We start from the raw sequence: 23,080 nt of genomic DNA, 5'->3' as shown, positions 1-23,080 counted from the left end.
ACGCGATAACGTTAGCGCCATTAATGGGAACGTTCCCACACCCCTTTAACGGCCTTACGAATGACGATTCCCCGCGCTACGCTCATTGAAGTCGCCCGAGCGGCGAATACCTCGAAAACCAGCGTTTCGCGCTTTTTCGGGCCGGAGCGCGACAAGTTATCCCCAACGCTCAAAGCGCGTATCGACACCGCCGCGAGGGCGCTTGGCTATCAGCCCAACCTGATGGCACGCGGGTTGAAAGGCGGCGGCACCCGGCTTTTGGGCATGCTGGTGGCCGACATTCGAAATCCGTTTTCCGTCGCCGCCGTGCACGGCGTCGAGCAGGCCGCACGCACTCGGGGCTACTCGCTCATCGTCTGCAATACCGGAAATGACCCGGCCCAGGAGCAGCGCCACCTGGCGCTTTTGAGCGCCTACCAGGTGGAAGGTTTGGTGGTCAACGCCGTGGGCGCCCCTAACCAGGTGCTCGACTCGCTCACTCAAACCGGCGTGCCGGTAGTGCTGCTGGACCGAGAAATTCCCAGCGTCAGCAGCGCCGTGGTCGGGCTGGACAACGCGCTTGCCATCGATACCGCCCTGGATCATTTGGTCGCGCGGGGCTACCGCCAGGTACTCTACGTCACCAACGACCCGGCCACCGCTAGCGCCCGCCGGGAGCGCCTGGAGCGTTTCATCGACCAAAGTGCCAAGCGACAACTGACTGCGCACGTCCAGTCGAGTCTCGATCCTGCACGCCTTTATCCGGCGTTGAAGGCGCTCAAGACGCCGCCAGCGCCCACCGCGGTGCTCTGCGCCAACGGCACCGCGACGCTTAGCGCGGTGCAGGGCTTTCAGGCGCTGGGGCTCACCCTGGGTGCCGTGGGCCTGATGGGGATCGACGAGCTCGACTGGTGCGCCCTGGTCGGCCCGGGGATCACGACCCTGGCGCAGCCGTTTGACGCCATCGGCGAGGCGGCGATCGCGCGCCTGCTCGACCCGCTTGGCACACGCATTACCGATCGCCACGCGCCGCATCTGCTAGCGCGAGGCAGTACGATCCATCCCGATTTCCCCCTTATCTGACCCTTTGGAGAATCTCCCATGTCGACCCAATCCTCTGCGCTCTGTGTTCTCACCTTTGGCGAGGCCATGGGCATGCTCGTGGCCGACTCAACCGGGCCGCTGGCTACCATCGAGCACTTCCACCGCCGGCTGGCCGGCGCCGACAACAACGTCGCCATCGGCCTTTCGCGGCTCGGCTTTCAGGTCAGCTGGTTAAGCCGGATCGGCCGCGACAGCTTCGGCGAGTTCGTGCGCCAGACGCTGACCGCCGAGGGCATCGATGATCGCTATATCGTCACCGACCCGGAGCACCCCACCGGGTTGATGTTCAAGGAGCGCGCCGAGCACGGCGGCGACCCGCGGGTGGAGTATTTCCGCCGGGGGAGCGCGGCGAGCCATCTAAGCACCGTCGACGCCGACGCGGTGGATTTCGCGAGTCTCGACCATCTACACGTGACCGGCATTACCCCGGCGCTCTCGGATAGCGCCCTCGCGCTCACCCGCCGACTGATGGAGCGCGCCCGCGCCAACGGCGCCACCATCTCGTTCGACCCGAACCTGCGCCCGACGCTTTGGCAAAGCGAGGAGCAGATGCGTGATACGCTCAACGAGTTGGCGGGCCTGGCCGACTGGATACTGCCAGGCCTGGCCGAAGGCGAGCGCCTGACTGGCGAAAAGACGCCGGAGGCCATCACGGATTTCTACCTCGAGCGCGGCGCCAGCGCGGTCGTCATCAAGCTCGGGCCGCAGGGCAGCTACTATCGTGGCCGCCTGGGCGGGACGCTGGAAAGTTTGGACGTGCCCGGTCAGCCGGTAGCCCACGTGGTCGACACGGTCGGCGCAGGGGACGGCTTCGCCGTGGGTTTGATCAGCGCGCTGCTTGAGGGGTTATCGCCGGCACGGGCGCTGGCGCGCGGCAACCTGGTCGGCGCCCAAGCGGTGCAGGTCGTCGGCGACATGGAGGGGCTGCCCTCTCGCGAACGACTGCAAGCGCTCGAGGGTGACGTTTAAAAAATCGTTTACGAAAACGGTTTATAAAATCAATAGTCAGATAACGCGTACAGCCAAGCGACAGGAGAAAGCATGAAAAAACGCATCATTGTTCAGGGACGACTCAACGACGATCAGCTGGCAGAACTTAGTGAGCATTTCGAGCTGCTCGAGCCGCTTGGCTCTTTCGATCTGTCGGATGCCGGGGTACGTGAGACCCTTTCACAGGTTCATGGCATCATCGGTGCGAGCCTGCCGGTCACCCCTGAGTTTCTAGACGCCGCACCCAATCTCGAGGTCATCGCCACGGTGTCGGTGGGCTACGACACCGTTCCCGTCGACGAGCTGACCCGTCGCGGCATCCTCTTGTGCAACACGCCGGACGTGCTGACCGAAACCACCGCGGATACCGGCTTCGCGCTGATCATGGCGACCGCGCGGCGCATGGTGGAGCTGGCGACCTGGGTCAAGGCCGGTGCCTGGGAAGCCGGCGTGGGTACCGAGCTTTACGGCAGCGATGTGCACGGCAAAACGCTCGGCCTGGTGGGCTTTGGGCGTATTGGCCAGGCCGTGGCTCGGCGTGGGGCGCTCGGCTTCAACATGAAGGTGCTCTACTCCAATGCTTCGCCCAAGCCCGAAGTCGAACGTGAGCTCGGCGCCGAGCGCCGCGAGCTCGATCAGCTTCTGAGCGAAGCCGACTTCGTCTGTCTCACCGTGCCGCTGACCGAAGAGACCGAGAAGCTGATTGGCGCTAATGAGCTCGAGAAGATGAAGTCGTCGGCCATTCTGGTCAACATCGCTCGCGGCAAGGTGGTCGATGAAGGCGCACTGATCGATGCGCTGGAGCGCGGAGTCATTAAAGGCGCCGGGCTCGATGTATTCGAGAACGAGCCGCTTGGCGATACCTCGCCGCTGCCCGGCATGGCCAACGTCGTTGCCCTGCCCCACATCGGCTCGGCTACCCATGAGACGCGCACCGCCATGGCTCAGCGCGCCGTGGACAATATGCGCCTGGCGCTGACCGGCGAGCGCCCGCTAAGCCCGGTCAACGACGAGGTGCTGAAATGAGTGATGCGGGCCTGTGCCTGCTGTTCGACTCCGACGGCACGCTGGTGGATAGCGAGATTCTGCTGGCCGAGGTCATGGGCGAGCTGCTGCCCGAGTTCGGCTTGCCCTTCTCGGCAAACCAGTACATGGAGGAGTTTCGCGGCGTGCGCTTTCAAACCATCGTCAACGAGCTGGAGGCGCGCTTCACGCCGTTGACACCGGACCGGTTCGAGACGCTCGAAGCTGACATGCGTTCGCGCATGGAAGCGCGCATGCGCGCCGAGCTTGCGCCCGTGGCCGGCATGCCGGCCGCCCTCGATTTGCTTGCAAGCTACCCCAAGGCGGTGGTTTCCAACGGGCCGGAGCGCAAGATCCGCTGCGCGCTGGAGAGTACCGGCCTCGAACACCATTTCGCGGGCCGGCTTTTCAGCGCCTATACCCTCAACGTCTGGAAGCCGGACCCGGAGCTTTACCGCCAGGCGGCTACGGCCATGGGGTTCGCCCCACAGCACTGCATCGTGATCGACGACGCGGCGGTGGGCGTTGAGGCGGGGCTGGCCGCCGGCATGCGGGTGATTCATCTCAACCACTTTCCTGATGAGGAGCGCACCCCAAAAGGCGCGGTCGAGATTCGCCATGCAAGCGAACTTGCCGACGCCGTTCACCGGCTGCGCGAGGACATCGCGGTTTAGCACGCCCTGTTTCAAGAGCGCGCCGACAAAAAAGCCCCGCCGTAGCGAGCTCCGGCGGGGCTTTTTCGATGGCGTTCAAGGGCCTAACGCAGTAAAGGCCTATCTCGCCGTGAGGGCTTTCACCGCCACCTCCATGCCCCGAAGCTCGGCCAGGCCCCTCAGCCGCCCGTAGAGCGGGTAGCCCGGCGCTGTTTGGCGCTGCTGATCGTCGAGCATGTGGTGGCCGTGGTCTGGTCGGATCGGAAGGCGCGCCCCGCCTTCAACGTCGCGGCGGCGCTCCTCCTCGACCAGTGCCTGGACGACGCCGACCATGTCGACGTCGCCAGCCAGATGCGGCGCTTCATGAAACGAGCGCGGATCAGTCTCGCGCCTTGTCGAGCGCAGGTGAGCAAAATGAATATGTGGCGCGAAGTGGCGCGCCATGGCGACCAGATCGTTGTCCTCGCGCACCCCGTAAGAGCCGGTGCAGAAGGTGAGGCCGTTGGCCGGGCTCGGCGCGGAGTCGATCACCCACTGGGCATCGTCACGAGTCGAAACCACCCGCGGCAGGCCCAGAAGCGGTCGGGGCGGGTCGTCCGGGTGGATCGCCATGCGAATGCCGACCTCCTCGGCAACCGGAATCACCGCGCGCAGGAAATAGGCCAGGTGCTCGCGCAGCGCCTCGGCATCGATGTTCGCGTAGCCGTTTAGCGCTTCGCGAAACTGCGCCAGGGTGTAGTGCTCCTCGGCGCCAGGCAGCCCGGCGATCAGCGTGTCGACGAGCTTCGCGCGCACGGCCTCATCCAGGGTCTCGAGGTAGCGCTTGGCATCCCGCTGGTCGGCCTCGGAGTACTCCTCGAGCGCGCCGGGGCGCTCGAGCAGGTACAGATCGAACGCGGCGAAGGCGGTCTGATCGAAACGCAGCGCCCGGGCGCCATCGTTCAGGCGGTAGGTCAGATCGGTGCGCGTCCAGTCGAGAATCGGCATGAAGTTGTAGCAAACGATGTCGATCCCGCAGGCGGCCAGATTTCTGAGCGTCTGGCAGTAGGTGTCGATCAGCGCGTCACGCTCGGGTAGCCCCTTCTTGACCGCCTCGGGCACCGGCACGCTTTCGACCACCGACCAACTGAGCCCCGCCGCCTCGATCATCGCCTTGCGCTCGCGAATCGCCTCCACCGACCAGACCTGGTCGTTGGGCACGTCGTGAAGCGCGGTGACGATGCCGGTCGCGCCGGTCTGGCGAATCTCATCGAGTTGAATCGGGTCCTTGGGCCCGAACCAGCGCCAGGTATGTTCCATGAAATCTCCTTTTAGCAAACGCCCTGAGCGGCAAGCTCGGCAATGGCCGGCTCGACGCCGCGCTCGGTTAGCGTGAGATAAGCATCAAGCACCTGCTGCTTGAAGCGCTCGCTGCGCGCCAGGGCCTGGGACATGACCGCCTCAAAACCGAAGAAGGCGTCAACCAGTGCGCGAGGGTCGCCGCCGTGACGCTGATGAAGCGCTTCGAGCTGTTCGGCCATAGGATCGTCGACGCGAAACGCGCGACCGGCCAGCGTACTGCCTTCGGTGTAGCGAATCCAGCCGGCCAGGCCCAGCGCGACGCAGGCGGTGTCGCGCCCGCAAGCCAAATTGGCCTCGGCGACCTGCAGCCAGCGCTGGGGCAGCTTCTGGCTGCCGTCCATGGCGATCTGCTGAAGCTTGTGGCGCAGGCTGTCGTTGGCAAAGCGCGCCAGTAACGAATCTGCATAGGCGTCCAGGTCGATCTCTTTGGGCATATCCAGCGTCGGCGCGGCTTCCTGGCGCATGTAGGCGCTCAGAAGCGCCTTGTAGACCGGGTTCGAGACGGCGTCGAACACGGTATCGATATCGGCCAGCGACCCCAGATAGGCGAGCAGCGAGTGGCTGCCGTTGAGCATACGAAGCTTCATGGTCTCGAACGGCGCCACATCGGCGACCATGGTCACGCCCTCCTCTTCCCAGGCCGGGCGGCCCTCGGGGAAGTGATCCTCGACGACCCACTGGGAGAAGGCCTCGCACACCACGGCATTGGCGTCATCGACCCCAAGTGTCTGGAGCGCGGCGAAATCCTGCTCGGTCATTGCTGGCACGATGCGATCGACCATGCTGCAGGGAAACGCGACGCGCTCGAGAATCCAGTCGGCCAGCGCGGCGTCGTGAACGCGAGCAAACTGCGCCACCGCCTGACGGGTGCGCTCGCCGTTATCCGGCATGTTGTCGCAGCAGAGCACGGTGAACGGCGCCTGCCCTGCGTTCCGGCGCCGTTTGAGCGCCTCGACCAGAATGCCCGGCGCGGTACGCGGCGCTTGCGGCGCGGCGATATCCGCCTGAATCATCGGGTCATCGCGCAAAAGCTCGCCGCTGGCCGGGTTCAAAAAGTAGCCTTTTTCGGTGACGGTGAGCGTGACGATACGCGTTTTTACATCCGAAAGGCGTGCCAGCAGCGCCTCCAGGTCGCGCCCCCACTGCCCGTCCGGGCTCTGGCCGGTGAACAGCGTCTCCTCGATGGCGCCTACTTCGCGAACCGTCACGTTGTCGCTATCGCGGTACTCGGCCACGTGGTAGCGAAAGCCCGCCTCGGCCAGAGAATCGACCAGCGAGGCGCCGCGGCGCAGGTTCGCCGAACTCACGCCCCACTGACCGTCGCCGGTACGGCCCCGGTAGCGTTCGAGATACACCGCCTGGTGAGCGCGGTGAAACGCGCCCAGGCCCAGGTGGACGATGCCGATGCGGCCTTTTTGAGTAGCGGCGTCGATGCGTTGCGTCGTCACGGTTAGTTACTCCCCATCAACAAATTCGGCAGCCAAAGCGAAATGGCCGGTACGTAGGTGACCAGCAGCAGCACCGCCAGGTTGCAGAGCAGAAACGGGACGATGGCGCGGGCGACCGAGAGCATCGGCAGCTTACCGATCCCGGCGACCACGAACAGACACACCCCGACCGGCGGCGTGGTCAGGCCGATCATCAGGTTGAGTACCGCGATGACGGCGAAGTGCACCGGGTCAACGCCAACGCCGGTCGCCACGCCCACCAGCGCGGGAAACAGAATGATCAGCGCGGCGATGGTTTCCATAAACGCGCCGACGAACAGCAGAATCAGGTTGAGGATCAGAAGCACGATCAGCGGGTTTTCGCTGATCGACAGGATCAGCGTGGCGATCATCTGCGGAATCTGCTCGCTGGTCAGAATCCAGCCGAACAGGTTGGCAAGACCAACCATCAGAAGAAGCGACGACGAGGTCAGCACGGTGTCGACCAGAATGCCCGGCAGCTTGCGCCAAGTCAGCCCCTTATAGACGTACATGCCCACCGCCAGCGCGTAGACGCAGGCGACGATCGACGCTTCGGTCGGCGTGAAGAAGCCGCCGATGATGCCGTAGAGAATGATCACGGTCATCAGCAGCGCCCAAAACGCGGTTTTGGCCTCGCGCAGCAGCTGCAAAAACGGCACGCGCTGCTCTTTTGGATAGCCGCGGCGAACGGCGAGGATGTACACCGTGACCATCATTGCCACACCCATCAAAAGCCCAGGCACGGCGCCGGCCAGGAACATGCGGCCCACCGAGATACCGCTAAGCGACCCTGCGATGATCATCGGCACGCTGGGCGGAATGATCGGCCCGACCGTGGAAGACGCCGCGGTGACGGCGGCGGCGAAGGGTTTGTCGTAGCCCGAGCGCGCCATGCCGGGAATCATCACCGAACCGATGCTCGCCGAATCCGCTACCGCGGTACCGGAGATACCGCCAAAGATCATCGACCCGCCAACGTTGGCAAGTCCCAACCCGCCGCGAATGTGGCCCAGCAGCGCGTTGGAAAAGCGCACGATGTGCTCGGTGATGTTGCCCACGTTCATGAGATTGCCGGCCAGTACGAAGCCGGGAATGCATAGCAGCACGAAGGTATCGATACCCGCGAACATGCGCTGGGGCACGATGGTCAGCGAAATCCCCTCCATCAGCAGATAGGACATCGATGAGATGCCGAGTGCGAAGGCAATGGGCATGCCCACCACCAACAGCACCAGAAACACACTAAATAAAATGATGACTTCCATGCTCAGGACTCCTGTTCACGCACGGCGGGGCGACACATCGCCAACACCCCCTCGAGGGCACCCAGGGCGCTGTAAACCAGCAACAGCGCGTAGGTGACGACCGTCGAGAAGAAGATATACAGCATGGGCAGCTTGAGCGTCGGCGAGGTTTGCCAGGTGCCGTTCTGGGCGTACTGCCAGGCATAGGGCAGCACCATGAACGCGAACGCGCCGATCCCCAAACAGATCAGCGCCTGAAACAGTGCGCGCAGGCGCGGGCTCAGCATGTGATGGAACAGCTCCACGCTGATGTTGCGGTTCTGGCGCAGCACGACGCCAGCAGACAGCGACACCATGTAAATGAAGAGATAGCGCGAAAGCTCTTCGGTCCAGGAGATGGAGATCGGCAGAAACAGCCGCGAACAGATTTGCAGCAGGACGGTGCCGGCAATAGCGACCAGTGCCAGCACGGCGAGGGTCAAAAAGCAGGTATCGACCCAGCCGATCAGCCGACCCACCGGCCCCTGAAGTTTGGGTACCGTCGACATCGAATCCAGACTCTGTAGCGCTTCGTGCTCGAGCGCGTGTTGATCCGAGCTCATAAACGTATCCTCGAGGGGCTAGCCGCTCTAGAAGTTGAAACTCTTGCAATTCGGTTGTTGCAATTAGCTATCTTGCGATTCAGACGATTGCAGTTCTTGAGATGGCCTATACAAAAGTGGGCTGGCCTTGCGACCAGCCCACCTTGGTTGCCTACCGGCGTTACAGGTCCTGAATGGCCTCGAAGAGCTCACGCTGCTCCGGCGTCAGGGCCTCGAGCACCGCCGGGCGGGCCTGCTCGGCAAAGGCGTCGACGTCAGCCTCGATGAACTCCATACCGCGCTCGGAAAGCGCCTGCTCCAGACGCTCCTGGTCTTCGACGAACAGGTCGGCCTCGAAACTCTGCATGGTCTGCGCGGCGTCGCGTACGACGGTTTGCAGCTCATCCGGCATGCTTTCGAGCTGATTGCGGCCGATCACCACGTAGATCCAGCTACGCACGTGGCCGGTCATGTTCACGTAGTCCTGAACTTCGTTGAAGCTCGCGCTTTCGATCAGGCTCAGCGGATTCTCCTGACCTTCCAGCGTGTTTTGCTGAAGCGCGGTGAACACTTCGCTGAACGCCATCGGGGTCGGGCGGGCGCCGAGCGCCTGCCAGACATCGACGAACAGCGGCACGTTAGGCACGCGCAGACGCAGGCCGTCCAAGTCTTCCGGCGTGCGAATCGGGCGGTTGGAGGTCAGCTCACGCGGGCCGCGCTCGAACCAGGCCAGCGGCACCAGGTTGGTACGCTCGATGATCTGCTCTTCGATCTCGCTGCCGATTTCGCCATCGACTGCCGCGTGCAAATGCTCGGAGTCGCGGAAGGCGTAGGGCACCGCCATCATGGCCGCCTTCGGCGCCCAGTTCTGCAGGCTTTCGCCGGTGATGGTCATATCCGCAGTGCCGAGCTGGATGCTGTTGATCACATCCATTTCGTTACCCAACTGCTCGCTCGGGTAAAGGCGAACCTCGATCTGACCGTCGGAGTTGGCTTCCACCTCCTCCTTGAACTTCTCGGCGGCCTTGTGCCAGATGTTCTGCTCGTTGGCCAGATGGCCAAAGCGCAGCGTATAGTCCGCCGCCAGCGCCGACTGCGCGCTGAAAAGCATTGTGCCGATAACCGCGCTGGTGAGTAATTTCTTGATCATTTTCGTCACTCCTGCACTTTTGCGTTGTTGGTTGTTAATCGCGCGTGGGGTTGTTGAGTTAGCGTGATGGGTGCTCATATCCCTCAAGCGCCGATCTGAATCAGCACCTTGCGGGCTTCTTCCGGGCGATGGTCGAGCATCTCGATGGCGTCGGGCATTTCATCGAGCGGCAGCCGGTGGCTGACCAGCGCCAGCGGGTCCAGCTTACCGCTTGCCATGAGCTCGAGCACCTCCGGAAACTTGCGGTTGTTGAGCCGCGAGCCGACCAGGGTCAGCTCCTTTTTGATCACTTCGAGCTGCACTAGATCGCTTGGCTGAACGCTAAAGCCCAAAAGCCCGATGCGGCCAGCGGGCGACGCCAGGCGCAGCATTTGCGGCAAAAGCGCCGGCACGCAGGCGGCATCGGCGATCAACGGCACGCCCTCGCCTTTGGTCAGCGCCGTGATTTCCTGCTCGACGTCCTGGGTGCGGCTGTTGAAAACGTGGGTGGCGCCAAGGCTCTTGGCTGCCTCCAGTCGCTCGTCGATCACATCAGTAACGATGATCTCTTCGAGCCCCAGGGCTTTGGCCATCTGCAGGATGGTCATGCCGATCACGCCGGCGCCCAGAATCAGCAGGCGATCGCCCGGGTGCGGCTGCATACGATCCAGCACGTTGGCGGCGATGGTGTAGGGCTCGACCAGCGCGGCGGCGTCGAGGCCAATGTGCTCGGGAAGCTTATGCACGTTCGCGGCCGGCACGGCGACGAACTCCTCGAAGCCACCGTGACGGTGTACGCCGATCACTTCCAGCGCGCTGCACACGTTGGGGCGGCCAATGCGACACGGATAACATTCGCCGCAGCTGATGACCGGATCGACGCAGACGCGCTCGCCGGCACTCACGCCGTCGACGCCTTCGCCAACGGCTTCGATCACGCCGGCGAACTCGTGGCCGGTGATGCGCGGAAAGCGCACGAAGGCGTTGTCGCCGTGGATGATGTGCATGTCGGAGCCGCAGATGCCGGCGAACGCCACGCGCACCAGCACTTCACCAGCGCCGGGTGTCGGCGCGTCGATATCGGCGACGCGGTAGTCGTGGGGCGCGCTTACCTGAAATGCTTTCATGGGTAAAAAACTCCTTACCAGTGCCAGAGAGTGCCGTCTTCCAACCGGTTGACCGGCAGGCTCGCACGCTTGTAGGGGTACTGCTTGGCCAGTTCCTCGTCGATATCGACGCCGTGCCCCGGGTTCTCGCCGACGAGGAAGTGCCCATCCTCGAAGCGGTAATCGTGCGGGAACACCTCGTTGGTGGCGCTGGTGTGCGGCATGTACTCCTGAATACCGAAATTGGGCACCCAGGTATCGAAATGGATGGCCGCGCCCATGCAGACCGGCGAAAGATCCGTCGGTCCGTGGAAACCGGTGCGCACGTGGTAGAGACCGGCCAAATCCGCCAGACGGCGCACGTGGGTGATGCCGCCGGCGTGGGTGAGCGTGGCGCGAATGTAGTCGATCCACTGATTCTCGATCAGCGCCTTGGCGTCGAACAGGCTGTTGAACACCTCACCGACCGCCAGCGGCGTGGTGGTGTGCTGGCGAATCAGCCCGAAGCCTTCCTGGTTTTCCGCCGGCACGCAGTCCTCCAGCCAGAAAAGGTTATAGGGCTCCACCGCCTTGCCAAGGCGCGCGGCTTCGATGGGCGTCAGGCGGTGATGAACATCGTGCAGTACGTGCAGGTCGTCGCCAAAGCGCTCGCGCACGGCGGCGAAGAGTTTCGGTACGTGGTTCAGATATTTGGAGGTGCTCCAGACGTGCTCGGCGGGCAGGTCCGCATCCGCCGGCTCGTAGGGCTCGCCCTCTTTTTTGGCAACGCCGTAGATGCTGGCGATGCCCGGCACGCCAGCCTGAACGCGCACCGCCTTGTAGCCCTGCTCGACGTGGCGGGCAACCTCCTCTAGGCAAGCGTCGATGTCGCGGCCGGTGGCGTGGCCGTAAACCATCACCCGCTCGCGGCTCTTGCCCCCCAGCAGCTGGTAAAGCGGCATGTTGGCGAGTTTCGCCTTGATGTCCCAAAGCGCCATGTCCACCGCGGCGATCGCGCTCATGGTGACCGGCCCGCGCCGCCAGTAGGCGCCGCGATACAGATAGTGCCAGATATCCTCGATACGCTGCGGGTCACGGCCGATCAGCGCGGGAATGACGTGCTCGTCCAGATACGCGACCACGGCCATTTCGCGCCCGTTGAGGGTGGCGTCGCCGATGCCGTAGGTGCCCTCGTCGGTGACGATCTTCAGGGTAACGAAGTTACGCCCCGGGGAGGTAACGATGGTATAGGCGTGTTCGATCTTCATGGAGCTGCCTCTTCAATGAGGGATTGCGTTTCCTGAGCATCAAACATCTCGGGAAAGCGATGAACCAGGTCGGGTAGAGAAACGAGTATTTCGCGCAGGTGGCGCCGCATGGCCTGCTCGGCAAGCGTGACGTCGCGCTCTTCGATGGCGGATACGATATCAACGTGCTGGTCGACCAGCCGTGCGATGGGCGTGGTGTCGGGCACGCTCAGATAGCGCACGCGGTCGAGCTGTACGCGCACTTCCTCGATCACCTTCCAGGCCGCGTGCTGGCCGACGGCCAGCGACAGCGTTTTATGAAAGCGCTCGTCGAGCTGGTAAAAAAGCGTGGCGTCGTGGGGCTGAATGCAGCGGCGCTGACGCGCGATCAGCTCGTTGAGCTCGTCGATCACGGAGGCTGCAAGCCCCTTGGCGCTTGCCTGGCGAACCACGGCGACCTCGACGGCTTCGCGAACGAAGCGAGCCTCGAGCACCGCGCGTTGGGAAATCTTGACGACGAACGTGCCGCGCTGCGGGCGAACCTCGACGAGCCCTGACTCTGACAGACGAATGAAGGCCTCGCGTACTGGCTGGCGGCTCACCGAGAAGGCATCCGCCACTTCCTTTTCGGACAGCGCTTTACCCGGCGCCAGCACCATCTGAATGATGGACTGCCTGAGCACCTGGTAAAGGCGTTGACGTACAGACTCGGTTTCCGAAGTCTCCTGCCAAAGCGTTTGTAGCGTAAGATTGATGTCGCCCATGGATACCGCCTGAAAGAGGGTCTCGACCCAAAACCAATGGCGCTAGTATGGTAGTATGGCGAAACAAACAAAAGCCCCCGGACCCTATACTTTGGTTTAAGGTAAGCACACATGAAACGCCCGCGTTACACCGGCAGGAACTACAAAAAAGCGCTGAATATCGAGGATTTGGAGCGGATTGCGAAGCGTCGACTACCCAATTTCGTTTTCGAGTACGTTTACGGCGGAAGCGACGATGAGCATACGCTCAGACACAACCGCTCGGTATTCGACCAGTACCTGTTTGAACCCAAAACGATGACGAACGTCGGCCCGCGAAAGCTCGATACTACCCTTTTCGGGCACACTCATACCATGCCGCTGGCCATTGGCCCGACCGGGTTCAACGGTATGCTCACCCGCGACGGCGATTTAAAACTCGCCCGGGCGGCGCGAGACGCCGGCATTCCCTTCGTGCTTAGCAGCGTTTCCACCACCCGCCTTGAAGAGATCGCTGCCATCGAAGGGCTCACGGCGTGGATGCAGATCTACTTCTACCGCGACCGCGAGTTCGTCAAATCTATGATCCGGCGCTGCGCGGATGCCGGCTTCGACGCCATCGTGGTGACCACCGACAGCGCCATCTACGGCAACCGCGAGTGGGACGTGCGCAATTTCCGCCGGCCGATGAAACCCTCGCTTCCCAACCTGCTGCATCTGCTCACCAAACCCGGCTGGATGAGCGATGTCCTTTGGCCCGACGGCCTGCCCACGTTCAAGAACCTGGACGATCTGCTGCCGCCGGACAAACGCAACGCCCAGGGCGCCTCGCAGATCATCGGCCCGCAGCTCGACCCGACGCTCAACTGGGATGATATCGCTTGGCTTCGCGAGCTCTGGCCCGGCAAGCTCATGCTCAAGGGCATTCTCTCGCCGGATGAGGCCGAAGAAGCCGCTGAGCGCGGCGTGGACGCCCTTGTGCTTTCCAATCACGGCGGCCGCCAGCTCAACCACTCACTTTCGCCCATGGATACGCTGGCCGAGGTGAAGGCACGCGTGGGTGATCGCTGCCAGCTGTTCGTCGACAGCGGCTTTCGTCGCGGCACCGATATTATCAAGGCCCGCGCGCTCGGCGCCGACGCCGTTTGGCTTGGCCGAGCCACGCTGTATGGGCTGGCCTCCGGCGGTCAAGCGGGCGTGACACACGCTCTGGGGCTGCTCAAAAAGGAGATGGAATCGACGCTCGGGCTTCTCGGCCACACGCGCCTGGACGCGCTCGATGCCACGTGCCTGCGACAGCGTCACTTTTAATACCCACCCCGCCACCCGGTGCGCTGATCGCAAGAGTGCTGGCGCCCTTCGTTGAGGTCTGACAATTCCCCAATAAGCGGCTTTGAAGCCGCTCTTTTTTACGCCTGAACCTGCGCACCCTCTCAATTGCAGCCTCTGTTCTCAATGCCCACTTCACTGTTTCGAATTGCTAAAAGCCCTGTCGTTACGAGCTTTTGGGTGACTTTCAATCGCCCAAAAACTCATTAATTCGACTTACCCTCTTACCGTTCGAAACAAAGTCTTTCAACAAGGCAACTGACGCATCGAGCTTCAAAAAATTAATCTTCCGCCTCTAAACGCCGATTAAACGGGTATTCAAGGGCGTTCGTTAGTTATTTTCTATCCACCCATCGACTCGAAAACGTCTAATTAAAAAGAATTAGACATTGATATAGCCATCCGGTCGTGGACGAACACCTTGCCTGTTTCCACTCACTCAAGGTGTCGATACGTGAAGATCAAAAAGCTCGGCCTCTCCCACTGGATTTTATCCGGCGCCTGCGCGCTCACCCTCCTCACTGCCGGCAGCGCCGCCAGCGCAGAAGACTTTCTACAGAACAGCCGCGCGGAGAATCGCTGCGAGCTGACCGACCAGCAGCAGGAAATGCTGCGGCTGGTCAACGAAGCGCGAAGCCAGGCACGTCAGTGCGGTACCGAGTACTACCCCCCGGCCGCCTCGCTAAGCTGGAGCTGCCAGTTGGAAGTCGCCGCCGAAGGCCACGCCAAAACCATGGCCGAGTACGAATACTTCAGCCACACAGGCCTTGACGGCTCGAAGATTCAAAACCGCGCCGAAGCGACCGGCTACCGTTGGCGCGCGCTTGGCGAGAATATCGCCGCCGGCCAGCCTACCTCTTCGAGCGTGGTGATTGCCTGGCTCGAAAGCCCCAGCCACTGTCGCAACATCATGCTCGATGCATTTACCGAAATGGGCATGGCCAAGGTCGACAACACCCAGTCGCGCTATCTCACCTACTGGGCTCAGGCCTTTGGCAGCGCGCGCTGAGGCCAGCAGGCGCGTAATGGATCACTCGGTCGGCGTGAGCGCGCCGTAATGTACGGCGCTAATGGCGTTTTTAGGCGAGCCGTCGACCAGCCTGGTACTGTAGGTCAAATACACGAAGGTTTGAGCCTCGGCGTCGTGCATGCGTACGACGCGCATGTTTTTGAACAACGCCGAACGGCGCTGGGAAAAGACGACCTCCTGCTCGTCGACCTCATCCGGGTCGAAGGTTATCTCACCAACCTGGCGACACGCCACGCTCGCTTCACTGGCTTCTTCAGCCAAGCCTACCGCGCCGGAAATTCCGCCAATCTTGGAATAAGAGAGATAGCAGGCGATGCCCTGCACATCCGGGTCGTCGAAGCGCTCCACCTCGATGGTGTTGTTCGGCCCCAGCATACGAAACTCGGTGCGCACGCTGCCTATATGCGCATCCTGAGCCAGAACTGCCAGCGGCGATAGCGAGACAGCGATAGCAAGCGCGTTCAAAGTTAGGCGGATCTTGGTCATGGTAGCGAGCCTTTAACGAGTGACACAGGGTGATGAGAGGTCTTTGAAGAGAATCGATCTAGCATCCCATTGTTATGCGCTCGACCGCGTATAACAATGGCGGCGTCTATTATCCCGAGGAATACACGTCGCCATGATGCGTCGACTATCAACGCTTTTCGTTGTCTGTACCATGATTGCTCTGCCCGCTCACGCGGCGTGCCAGCGCGAGCCACAGCCAATCGAGCTATCCGCCCAGCCTCTCGGTAGAGCGCTCGAGCAGTTGGCCGTGCAAACGGGGTGTACGGTCGTGGGTGAATACAAGGGCAATCGCGCGCGCTTTTCTCGGCTGCACGCCTCGTCGGTTAGCGGCACTTACCGCCCCGAAGAAGCGCTCTGGGCGCTTTTGCAGGGCACGGGCTGGGAGGGCTATACCACCGACCAAGGGCTCGAGGTTTCAAAACGCCAGCAGCGCTGGGTGCTCGAACAAACGTCTGATCTGCGTGCGCGCATCGAGGAACACCCAGCGCTTTCACCGGACACGCGCCACGCCTACCTCGAGGAGCTCGACGCCGTCGAGCAAAGCGCGCAAGAGCTTGCTTTCGAACAGGGGTTCATCAGCGCCGCCGAGCAGGCAAGCTACCGCCGCAGCCTCTCAGCGATTCGTGGCGTTTTATAGTACCTAATGGTTAATCTCCACGCCCACGCGGCTGAAAAAGCCGCGTTTTTAATCAGCGTTTCAAACAGTATGCATAAATCAGCGCCGCGTGCCGGCGGAGGTTGGTAGCGCTTGGTCCGGGCTCAAGCATGAGCCATGAAAGATGAAAGGAGATCGAACGCCTTGAGCGTAGGTACTTTTATAGTGCGAGACCGCTTCATAAAAGTCTATTAATGCACACAAAACGTCGCATTTCGTCAACTCATCATCGTTCATCGCCCCATACTGTTGGCCTATTCGACAAAGCCAGCAAAGGAGCAAACGATGAACCAGAACGTCATACTCACCTGCGCGGTCACCGGCGCCGGCGACACGCCGGGGAAAAATCCCAACGTGCCGGTCACTCCCAAACAGATAGCCGATGACTGTATCGCCGCAGCCAAGGCCGGGGCGAGCATCGCCCATATTCACGTGCGCGACCCGGATACCGGTGGCGTAAGCCACGAGCTTGCGCATTTTCGCGAGGTGATGACTCGGGTGCGCGAGGCCGACGTGGATATCGTAATGAATATCACCGCCGGCGGCGGCGGCGACTGGATTCCCGATGCCGCTGATCCCACTCGCGGCGGGCCCGGCACCGACATTCAAACGCCGGCCGAGCGCCACGCGCCGGTGGGCGAGCTGCTGCCTGAGCTTTGCACGTTGGACTGCGGCAGCCTTAACTTCGGCGATATGGTCTACGTCAACCCCGCCGACTGGTTGCGCGAACACGCCCGCCTGGTGCAAGCCGCCGGTGTGAAACCAGAACTCGAGTGCTTCGATCTGGGCCACGTTTGGTTTGCTCGCCAGCTCCAGCAAGAAGGGTTGATCGATGGCGACCCGCTCTTCCAGCTCTGCCTGGGCATCCCCTGGGGCGCTGAGGCAGATACGGAAACCATGCTGGCCATGCGTAACAAGCTGCCGGACAACGCCCAGTGGGCGGCCTTCGGGATCGGCCGCGCCCAGATGCCGATGGTGGCGCAGTCGGCGCTGCTCGGCGGGCACGCCCGGGTGGGGCTCGAGGACAACCTCTATTTGAAAAAAGGCGTCATGGCGAGCAACGCTGGGCTGGTCGAGAAAGCCACCGCCCTGCTCGACAATCTTGGCGCTCGCGTCATGAGCCCGGCCCAAACGCGCACTGCGCTTTCACTCAATGCCCCGCACGTGAGCCAAGCTAAAGGAGGCACTCAATGAGCCATCGTCTCAGCGTCATCGGCACCGGCGTGATCGGCAACGGCTGGATCGCCCGGGCGCTGGCCCAAGGGTTCGACGTCGTCGCTTTCGATCCGGCCCCCGGGGCCGCCGAGCGTACCCGGGCTTTCGTCGACAACGCCTGGTCATCGCTTGCGCAGATGGGCCTCGCCCAAGGTGCGAGCGCCGACCGAGTGCGCTTCGCCGACACCCTGGAAGAAGCGATCGAAGGGGCGGATCTGATTCAGGAAAACGTGCCCGAGCGTTTGGCGCTCAAGCGCGACGTGCTCGCCCGGCTCGACCAGGCCGCCGATGAAACGGTTCTGATCGGCTCGTCGACCTCCGGCTTCAAGCCCAGCGAGCTGCAGGCCGAATGCACCCGCGCGCCGGGGCGCGTGATCGTCGCTCACCCGTTCAACCCAGTGTATTTACTGCCATTGGTCGAGCTTGTGGGCGGCAGCGCCACCACGAGCGAGCATCTCGACACCGGCCAAGCGCTCTATCAAACGCTAGCCATGCGCCCATTGGTGGTGCGCAAGGAGATCGAGGGGCACCTGGCCGACCGCCTGATGGAGGCGCTCTGGCGCGAGGCGCTTCACCTGGTCAACGACGGCGTGGCCACCACCGAGGAGATCGATGCCGCCGTGGTATACGGCTGTGGGCTACGCTGGTCGCTGATGGGGACGTTTCTCACCTTTCACTTGGCTGGCGGGGAATCGGGCATGCGCCACATGCTCGAGCAGTTCGGCCCGGCGCTGAAGCTTCCCTGGACAAAACTCGAAGCGCCGGAGCTAACCGATGAGCTGATAGAGCGCGTAGTCGAAGGCTGCGAGCATCAGGCCGCCGGGCGCAGCGTCGAAGCGCTGGACCGCCGCCGGGACGACTTTCTGGTCGAGCTGTTGGGTCTGGTACAAAAATATTGGCCCGAGGCCGAAGGCCTCGAAGGACGCATCTGATGCAGATATTCTCATCGCGCGTGGTCCCGGAATGGGTTGACTACAACGGCCACATGAACGACGCCGAGTACGCTCGGGTCTTCTCTCTCGCCGTCGATGAACTAATGGTGCATATCGGTCTGGACGCCGCGGGCCGGTTGCGCCATGGCTACACCCTCTACACACTGGAAACGCACCTTAGCTATCGCAAGGAGGCCCACGAAGGCCAGCCGTTGAGCGTCAACGTGTTACTGCTGAACCGCGACGCCAAGCGCCTTCACGTTTATTTCGAAATGCACTCTCACGAAGGCAACCTACTGGCTGCCAGCGAACAGATGCTGATGGGGATGGACAGCCTGAGCTCGCGCCCGGCGCCTTTTCCCGGGTCCGTGGAGGAAGCCTTGGGTCGACTTCCGAGGTGCGCGCCAGACGCCTGGCCTTCGCTGGCCGGGCGCAAGATCGGCCTCGGCTAACGTGGAGATCGCAACCTTCATTCGACACTTCGAGGCGGGGCTTAGAGCGCTGTCGTCACAACCGATGCCCGAGGCGCGCCGCAGCTATGAGGCGCTGTGCCAGCAATTCACGCCGCCAATCCCAAAAAGCATGCGGATCGAGGCGAGCACGCTTGCCGGCGTAGGCGTGACGCATTTCGTCCCCGCCCGCCGGGTACCGGGGCCGATAGTGTTTCTGCACGGCGGAAGTTTCACACTGGGCTCGAGCCGAAGCCATCGCGGCGTAGCCGCCAGTTTGGCCCAACGGCTAGCGCGTGAAGTGATCAGCGTGGACTACCCGCTCGCCCCGGAGGCCAACGTTGAGACGATGACCCAGCGCTGTTTGCTGGTTGTCGGGGCGGCCCACCCGGCGGCGCTGGTGGGCGACAGCGCCGGCGCGCGCTTGGCGATGGACCTGGCAACACGGCTGAATGGTGAATGGCCGCTTGGCTTGATCTACCCGCCGGTGAACGGCTTGAGTGAAGAGACGCTCGGCCCGGATGCGCCGTTGCTGAGTCGTCAGGACGTGCTTTCGCTAGGACTGCTGTATCCGGCGCTTCTTTCCCCTGCGCCAACGCCGCTGCCGGCCCGTGCGATCGAAGTATTGGCAGTAGAGAACGACCCGCTCACAGGCCCGCTCGAGCGCGACATTGAGCGGTGGCGCCAGCAAGGGGCTGCAATCGGCTATCGTTGCGCGCCAACGATGGTCCACGGCGCGCTTCATGCGCACGCCCTGCTCCCCAACATGCAAAGCGCTTGGCAGGATTTCTGCCAGGCGCTCGAGCAGCGGCTGCTCTTACGTCATTCGTAGGCGGCGCGAACGGCGTCGATGGCGGACGTGCCATCTTTAGCCTCGACGCCATCGAGCCAAACGCCGACCGTATCCAGATGGGCGGCAATCCACTCCGAGGCTACCTCGTCCGCCGGGCGATCGTCGAAACTATAGCCGTGCACCCACTCGTTTTGATCCTCGATGTCCACCGTGAACTGGGAAAAAAAGCGGTGAAGCGCCGGGTCCTCATCGGCAAGGGTGGCCGGCACGATCGTCCATACGGTGCTTTCGATCTGCGCGATTCCCGTGTCATCTGCATCAGCCAGATAGGCCAGATCGAAACTCACGTTCATCCAGTGCGGCTCCCAGCCGACGAACGTGACCCACTCCTCGTCATCCATTTTCTGTTCGGCCTGGGCCAGCATCGCCGAGGTCGAGCTTTCGCGCAGGCGCCAGTCGCCCAGGCCCGCCAAGTCGTTATCGATTGCGTTGAGCACCGCGTTATTGATCCCGGTGCCGGCTTCGATGCCCTGAATCTCGCCGTCGAAACGATCGCGATAGCGCTCCAGATCCGCCACGGAGGTCACGCCTGCCTCATAAACGTAGCGCGGCACGACGAGCCCCGAGTTGGCGCCTTCGATGTTGGAAACGAGCTTCTCGACCTTGCCCTGCTCGACCAACGGTTCGACCATATCGATCTGGACCGGATACCAGCCGCCCAGATAGACGTCAAGATCGCCGCGCGTCAGCCCTTCGAGAATCACGCTGACCGCGAGTTCTCGCTGACGGGTTTCATAGCCCATCGCTTCGATGAGCAGGGCGGCGACCTCGGATTTGACCGTTACCCCCGGCCAGGGCGGGACCCCGAAGCGTACCTCGTCGAGCGCGGCGAGCGCTGGTACGGAGGATATCAGACCGCCTAAACTCAAAGCGCCGACCGTGATGGCCTTGGGTAAAGCGTTTGAAAGAGAAAAAAGGGTAGGTAAAGCGGTACGATTGCCGGTCATACGCGTCTCCTGATTGAGGGTGAACCCTCGAGTATGACGCAACCCCGCGCTTTTAATCGACACCAAGCGACATATAACCGACACCAAGCGACGTTACTAGCTAAGGGTGCCCACGTCGGCGCCCTTCGATGGGTGAATAGCCGAACCGGGCGCGAAACGCGCGCGCAAAGCTCGAACTCGACCCGAACCCGCAGGCAACACCAATGGCCAGCACGCCCATGTCGGTGTCGATTAACAGCCGTTCGGCCCGATCCAGGCGAAGATTTAGATACCACTGACGTGGGGTAGCACCGAGCTGTCGCTCGAACAGCCGCTGTAGCTGACGCGTCGAAATATCGCTGCGCTTGGCGATCTCGATCAGCGGTAGCGGCTCCTCGAGATGGCGCTCCATCAGCGCGACGGCGTCGATCAGACGGCGGTTGTAGCTACCCAGACGCCTAGCCAGCGACATGCGCTGCTGGTCGTGATGGCTTCGCAGCCGCTCGTGAATGAGCTGCTCCGAGACCGCTACCGCCAAGCTCGCCCCGTGGCGCCTAGCGATCATTTCCAGCGACATGTCCATGGACGCCGCGCCGCCCGCGCAGAAAAAACGCCGCTCGCCGAGCTCAAAAAGTTCATCAGAGGTTTCGATCCAGGGAAAGCGTTCGCGAAAAACCGGCAAACTCTCCCAGTGAAGCGTCACGCGCTCCCCTTTGATCAACCCCGCCTCGGCCAGCAGGAAACCACCGGTATCCAGCCCGCCCAGCGCGCAGCCCGCCGCGTCCAGACGGTGGAGCCAGCCCGTCAGCGCCCGGTCGAGATTCCGGTCCGGCTCGAAGCCACTGCATAGCGCAAGCGATGAAAGCTCAAGCGTGCCGATGGGCGCATCGACCAGCAGCGTCATGTCGTTGCTGGCGGTGACAGGCTGACCATCCTGACTGAGTAGATGCCACTCGAACAGCGCCTCCCCACTAATGCGGTTGGCGATTCGCAGCGGCTCCACCGCCGAAAAGAACGCCATCATCGAAAAACGCGGAAACAATAGAAAGCCGATACGCTCGGGTAGCGGCCCGGAGTAATGAAGGCGCACTGGGGCTCCCTGAAGTGTGATGTAGTGAGGTGTTACAGCAAATAGCTGGATGATCACAGCGAAGAGACGCGAGCAAAACGCCGGCCCTCGCCTCTCGATCAAGGCCCCACCCTTTTTGCGTCGGTGCTAGTAAAGCCGCGCCTTGATCAGCGGTTTCAAAAGATAGCTCAAAACCGAGCGCTTGCCGGTATCATTGACCATCGCCACCTCCGTCGCGACCGGGGCGGTGGTGTCCACGGTGACAGTGCCAAGCGTCGAGGCCGCACTAGCCCGACCGCTGGCATCACTTTGGCGCCCCAGCACCAGCCCCGCGGGGTAGACGCCTTCGGGCAGCGTAAAGGTGTCGTCACTGCTCGGCAACCAGCTCGCGCCGCCGTTCAGGCTGTACTGCCAAGTGTCGCCTTCAAAGAGCCCGAGCACCTTTACCGGCCGTTTCTGGTAATACCGTCCACCACGCAAGTATCGGCGACCAGGGCCTGCGTCGGCACCTTGGGCGCGTCAGTAGGGGAAGGTTCAAGCGTTAAGTCCACCGTGATCGGCCCCAGACTCGCAGCCGGGCACGGGGTGCCGGTCGTGCTTAGCTGGCGCATCTGTATCTGACCTTCGGTGTAGCCCCCTATCCCAGCACGAAGGATTCGCCACCGCCGGGCTGCCAGCTAGCACCGCCATCGAAGCTAACTTCCCAGCGCGCGTTGGGCGCGAGATTACTCACCAAAACGGTGTCATCGACGACAACGCCTTCAATGCTCGGGGTTTCGACGAGTGTGAGCGTGGGGGTGGAAGGAATCGCCGTATCCACAACCACCCCATCCAGCGCCGCTGAATCCCCCACGTTGCCTGCCCTACCGGATACTGCGGGGCGAAGGACACCTCGCCACCGGAGAGCACCGTTTCATCGATCGGCAGAAACTGATCTTCCTCGCCGGTAAGGTAGAGCCTGCTTGACACATCTTCGGCAATGCTCGAATAAAAATCGGCAATGCGCAGGGTTTCTCCATTGGTCAACTCGATGATGAAATCGTTGCCGCTTCGCACCATGGAAGCAACGTCTTACGGTGCCACCTCCAAAAGCACGTGGCTGGGCTCGGACAACACCACATCGTTCGCAAACTCGAACGCTTGCGAAACTTGCACACTGTCATCTAATGGAGAAATTTTTGCCAAAAAAGAGCATTAAACCAACCTTTTATTTTCTCAAACACTACTGCTTGTAGAAGATAGCCACGAATCCATGTAGTGCTTAACCACCGGCCGGGATGCAGCAAACAAGCCTGCCTTGTATACAAAACTTGGTATTTAAACGCGTTTAGTCACGCAGTACTGCTGTTCTACTTATTAGAAAAAAATTAATTAGCGGAATAGCTAGTTATTTAAGCCAAATAAAATAATACTTTTAACCGCACCACCATGACGCTAATAAAGGTGATTTATAGCGTCAAATTAAAAGCCAAATAGAGAGAAATTTATGTTTAAAAAGCTTTCTAAATATATCTTAAGCTAACTTTA

25 protein-coding genes and 1 pseudogene are annotated in these 23,080 nt (G+C 61.9%); 11 read left to right on the top strand and 15 right to left on the bottom strand.

The features are described 5' to 3' along the window. The first annotated feature begins 60 nt into the window (after positions 1-60). The 4 genes from MQW23_RS08495 (at position 61) to MQW23_RS08480 (ending at position 3,770) form a co-directional block, all read left to right on the top strand. A complete protein-coding gene (locus MQW23_RS08495; protein WP_252107426.1) occupies positions 61-1,062 on the top strand; it encodes a LacI family DNA-binding transcriptional regulator in 1,002 nt (333 codons plus the stop codon). A gap of 18 nt (positions 1,063-1,080) precedes the next feature. After that, positions 1,081-2,052, top strand: coding sequence for a sugar kinase (locus tag MQW23_RS08490; RefSeq protein WP_252107425.1), 972 nt, complete (start codon positions 1,081-1,083; stop codon positions 2,050-2,052). Between the two features lie 72 nt (positions 2,053-2,124). Then, positions 2,125-3,099, top strand: coding sequence for a 2-hydroxyacid dehydrogenase (locus tag MQW23_RS08485; RefSeq protein WP_252107424.1), 975 nt, complete (start codon positions 2,125-2,127; stop codon positions 3,097-3,099). Continuing rightward, a complete protein-coding gene (locus MQW23_RS08480; protein WP_252107423.1) occupies positions 3,096-3,770 on the top strand; it encodes an HAD family hydrolase in 675 nt (224 codons plus the stop codon). The genes MQW23_RS08485 and MQW23_RS08480 overlap by 4 nt, the downstream gene beginning before the upstream one ends. 99 nt (positions 3,771-3,869) lie before the next feature. Here the strand turns inward: MQW23_RS08480 and uxuA are convergent, their stop codons facing one another. The 8 genes from uxuA to MQW23_RS08440 all read right to left on the bottom strand — a co-directional run bounded on the left by uxuA (position 3,870) and on the right by MQW23_RS08440 (position 12,609). Beyond that, a complete protein-coding gene (gene uxuA, locus MQW23_RS08475; protein WP_252107422.1) occupies positions 3,870-5,048 on the bottom strand; it encodes a mannonate dehydratase in 1,179 nt (392 codons plus the stop codon). Between the two features lie 11 nt (positions 5,049-5,059). Then, positions 5,060-6,538, bottom strand: coding sequence for a mannitol dehydrogenase family protein (locus tag MQW23_RS08470; RefSeq protein WP_252107421.1), 1,479 nt, complete (start codon positions 6,536-6,538; stop codon positions 5,060-5,062). A 2-nt stretch (positions 6,539-6,540) separates the two neighbouring features. Further along, positions 6,541-7,824 (bottom strand): TRAP transporter large permease, encoded by a 1,284-nt coding sequence (locus MQW23_RS08465; RefSeq protein WP_252107420.1) that lies wholly within the window; start codon positions 7,822-7,824, stop codon positions 6,541-6,543. Between the two features lie 2 nt (positions 7,825-7,826). Beyond that, complete coding sequence (locus MQW23_RS08460) at positions 7,827-8,405, bottom strand: TRAP transporter small permease (RefSeq protein ID WP_252107419.1); 579 nt, start codon at positions 8,403-8,405, stop codon at positions 7,827-7,829. A 160-nt stretch (positions 8,406-8,565) separates the two neighbouring features. Further along, complete coding sequence (locus MQW23_RS08455; protein WP_252107418.1) at positions 8,566-9,534, bottom strand: TRAP transporter substrate-binding protein; 969 nt, start codon at positions 9,532-9,534, stop codon at positions 8,566-8,568. A gap of 83 nt (positions 9,535-9,617) precedes the next feature. Then, on the bottom strand, positions 9,618-10,640 hold the full coding sequence (locus MQW23_RS08450; RefSeq protein ID WP_252107417.1) for a Zn-dependent oxidoreductase: 1,023 nt from the start codon (positions 10,638-10,640) through the stop codon (positions 9,618-9,620). A gap of 14 nt (positions 10,641-10,654) precedes the next feature. Continuing rightward, entirely contained in the window at positions 10,655-11,866 is a 1,212-nt protein-coding gene (manD, locus tag MQW23_RS08445) for a D-mannonate dehydratase ManD (RefSeq protein ID WP_252107416.1), read from the bottom strand. After that, positions 11,863-12,609: a GntR family transcriptional regulator gene (locus MQW23_RS08440; RefSeq protein WP_252107415.1), complete on the bottom strand. Its 747-nt coding sequence runs from the start codon at positions 12,607-12,609 to the stop codon at positions 11,863-11,865. Before MQW23_RS08440 ends, manD begins: the two co-directional genes overlap by 4 nt. A 111-nt stretch (positions 12,610-12,720) precedes the next feature. On the opposite strand from MQW23_RS08440, the gene MQW23_RS08435 reads away from it, so the two are divergent. Continuing rightward, positions 12,721-13,899, top strand: coding sequence for an alpha-hydroxy acid oxidase (locus MQW23_RS08435; RefSeq protein ID WP_252107414.1), 1,179 nt, complete (start codon positions 12,721-12,723; stop codon positions 13,897-13,899). Positions 13,900-14,371: 472 nt separating this feature from the next. Further along, complete coding sequence (locus MQW23_RS08430; RefSeq protein WP_252107413.1) at positions 14,372-14,926, top strand: CAP domain-containing protein; 555 nt, start codon at positions 14,372-14,374, stop codon at positions 14,924-14,926. Between the two features lie 21 nt (positions 14,927-14,947). Here the strand turns inward: MQW23_RS08430 and MQW23_RS08425 are convergent, their stop codons facing one another. Then, positions 14,948-15,433, bottom strand: a complete 486-nt coding sequence (locus MQW23_RS08425) for a CreA family protein (protein ID WP_252107412.1) — start codon at positions 15,431-15,433, stop codon at positions 14,948-14,950. Between the two features lie 133 nt (positions 15,434-15,566). On the opposite strand from MQW23_RS08425, the gene MQW23_RS08420 reads away from it, so the two are divergent. From MQW23_RS08420 to MQW23_RS08400, 5 genes are all read left to right on the top strand, one after another. Continuing rightward, positions 15,567-16,091, top strand: a complete 525-nt coding sequence (locus MQW23_RS08420) for a hypothetical protein (protein ID WP_252107411.1) — start codon at positions 15,567-15,569, stop codon at positions 16,089-16,091. A gap of 303 nt (positions 16,092-16,394) precedes the next feature. Further along, positions 16,395-17,303 (top strand): beta-keto acid cleavage family enzyme, encoded by a 909-nt coding sequence (locus MQW23_RS08415; RefSeq protein WP_252107410.1) that lies wholly within the window; start codon positions 16,395-16,397, stop codon positions 17,301-17,303. Beyond that, positions 17,300-18,256, top strand: a complete 957-nt coding sequence (locus tag MQW23_RS08410; protein ID WP_252107409.1) for an L-carnitine dehydrogenase — start codon at positions 17,300-17,302, stop codon at positions 18,254-18,256. The genes MQW23_RS08415 and MQW23_RS08410 overlap by 4 nt, the downstream gene beginning before the upstream one ends. Beyond that, the gene (locus MQW23_RS08405) at positions 18,256-18,708 is read left to right on the top strand and encodes a thioesterase family protein (RefSeq protein WP_252107408.1); all 453 of its coding nucleotides are present in this window, start codon (positions 18,256-18,258) and stop codon (positions 18,706-18,708) included. Before MQW23_RS08410 ends, MQW23_RS08405 begins: the two co-directional genes overlap by 1 nt. A 1-nt stretch (position 18,709) precedes the next feature. Further along, positions 18,710-19,537, top strand: a complete 828-nt coding sequence (locus tag MQW23_RS08400) for an alpha/beta hydrolase fold domain-containing protein (RefSeq protein WP_252107407.1) — start codon at positions 18,710-18,712, stop codon at positions 19,535-19,537. Here the strand turns inward: MQW23_RS08400 and MQW23_RS08395 are convergent. The 6 genes and pseudogenes from MQW23_RS08395 to MQW23_RS19565 all read right to left on the bottom strand — a co-directional run. Continuing rightward, a complete protein-coding gene (locus MQW23_RS08395; protein ID WP_252107406.1) occupies positions 19,528-20,505 on the bottom strand; it encodes an ABC transporter substrate-binding protein in 978 nt (325 codons plus the stop codon). The genes MQW23_RS08400 and MQW23_RS08395 overlap by 10 nt on opposite strands. A 100-nt stretch (positions 20,506-20,605) precedes the next feature. Next, positions 20,606-21,574, bottom strand: coding sequence for a GlxA family transcriptional regulator (locus tag MQW23_RS08390; protein ID WP_252107405.1), 969 nt, complete (start codon positions 21,572-21,574; stop codon positions 20,606-20,608). A 126-nt stretch (positions 21,575-21,700) separates the two neighbouring features. Beyond that, entirely contained in the window at positions 21,701-21,994 is a 294-nt protein-coding gene (locus tag MQW23_RS08385; RefSeq protein ID WP_252107404.1) for a hypothetical protein, read from the bottom strand. Between the two features lie 2 nt (positions 21,995-21,996). Continuing rightward, positions 21,997-22,164: a hypothetical protein gene (locus MQW23_RS08380; protein ID WP_252107403.1), complete on the bottom strand. Its 168-nt coding sequence runs from the start codon at positions 22,162-22,164 to the stop codon at positions 21,997-21,999. 26 nt (positions 22,165-22,190) lie between these two features. Further along, positions 22,191-22,406 (bottom strand): hypothetical protein, encoded by a 216-nt coding sequence (locus MQW23_RS08375; protein ID WP_252107402.1) that lies wholly within the window; start codon positions 22,404-22,406, stop codon positions 22,191-22,193. Positions 22,407-22,471: 65 nt separating this feature from the next. Further along, positions 22,472-22,612: pseudogene (locus MQW23_RS19565) on the bottom strand (BapA/Bap/LapF family prefix-like domain-containing protein); the annotation flags it as partial. Between the last annotated feature and the right edge of the window lie 468 nt (positions 22,613-23,080).

Origin of the sequence: Halomonas sp. S3-1-1 (assembly GCF_023757625.1) — a bacterium.
Taxonomy (GTDB): Bacteria; Pseudomonadota; Gammaproteobacteria; order Pseudomonadales; family Halomonadaceae; genus Vreelandella.
The sequence above is the reverse complement of the archived record's forward strand: the minus strand, read 5'-3'. Positions and strand labels throughout refer to the sequence as shown.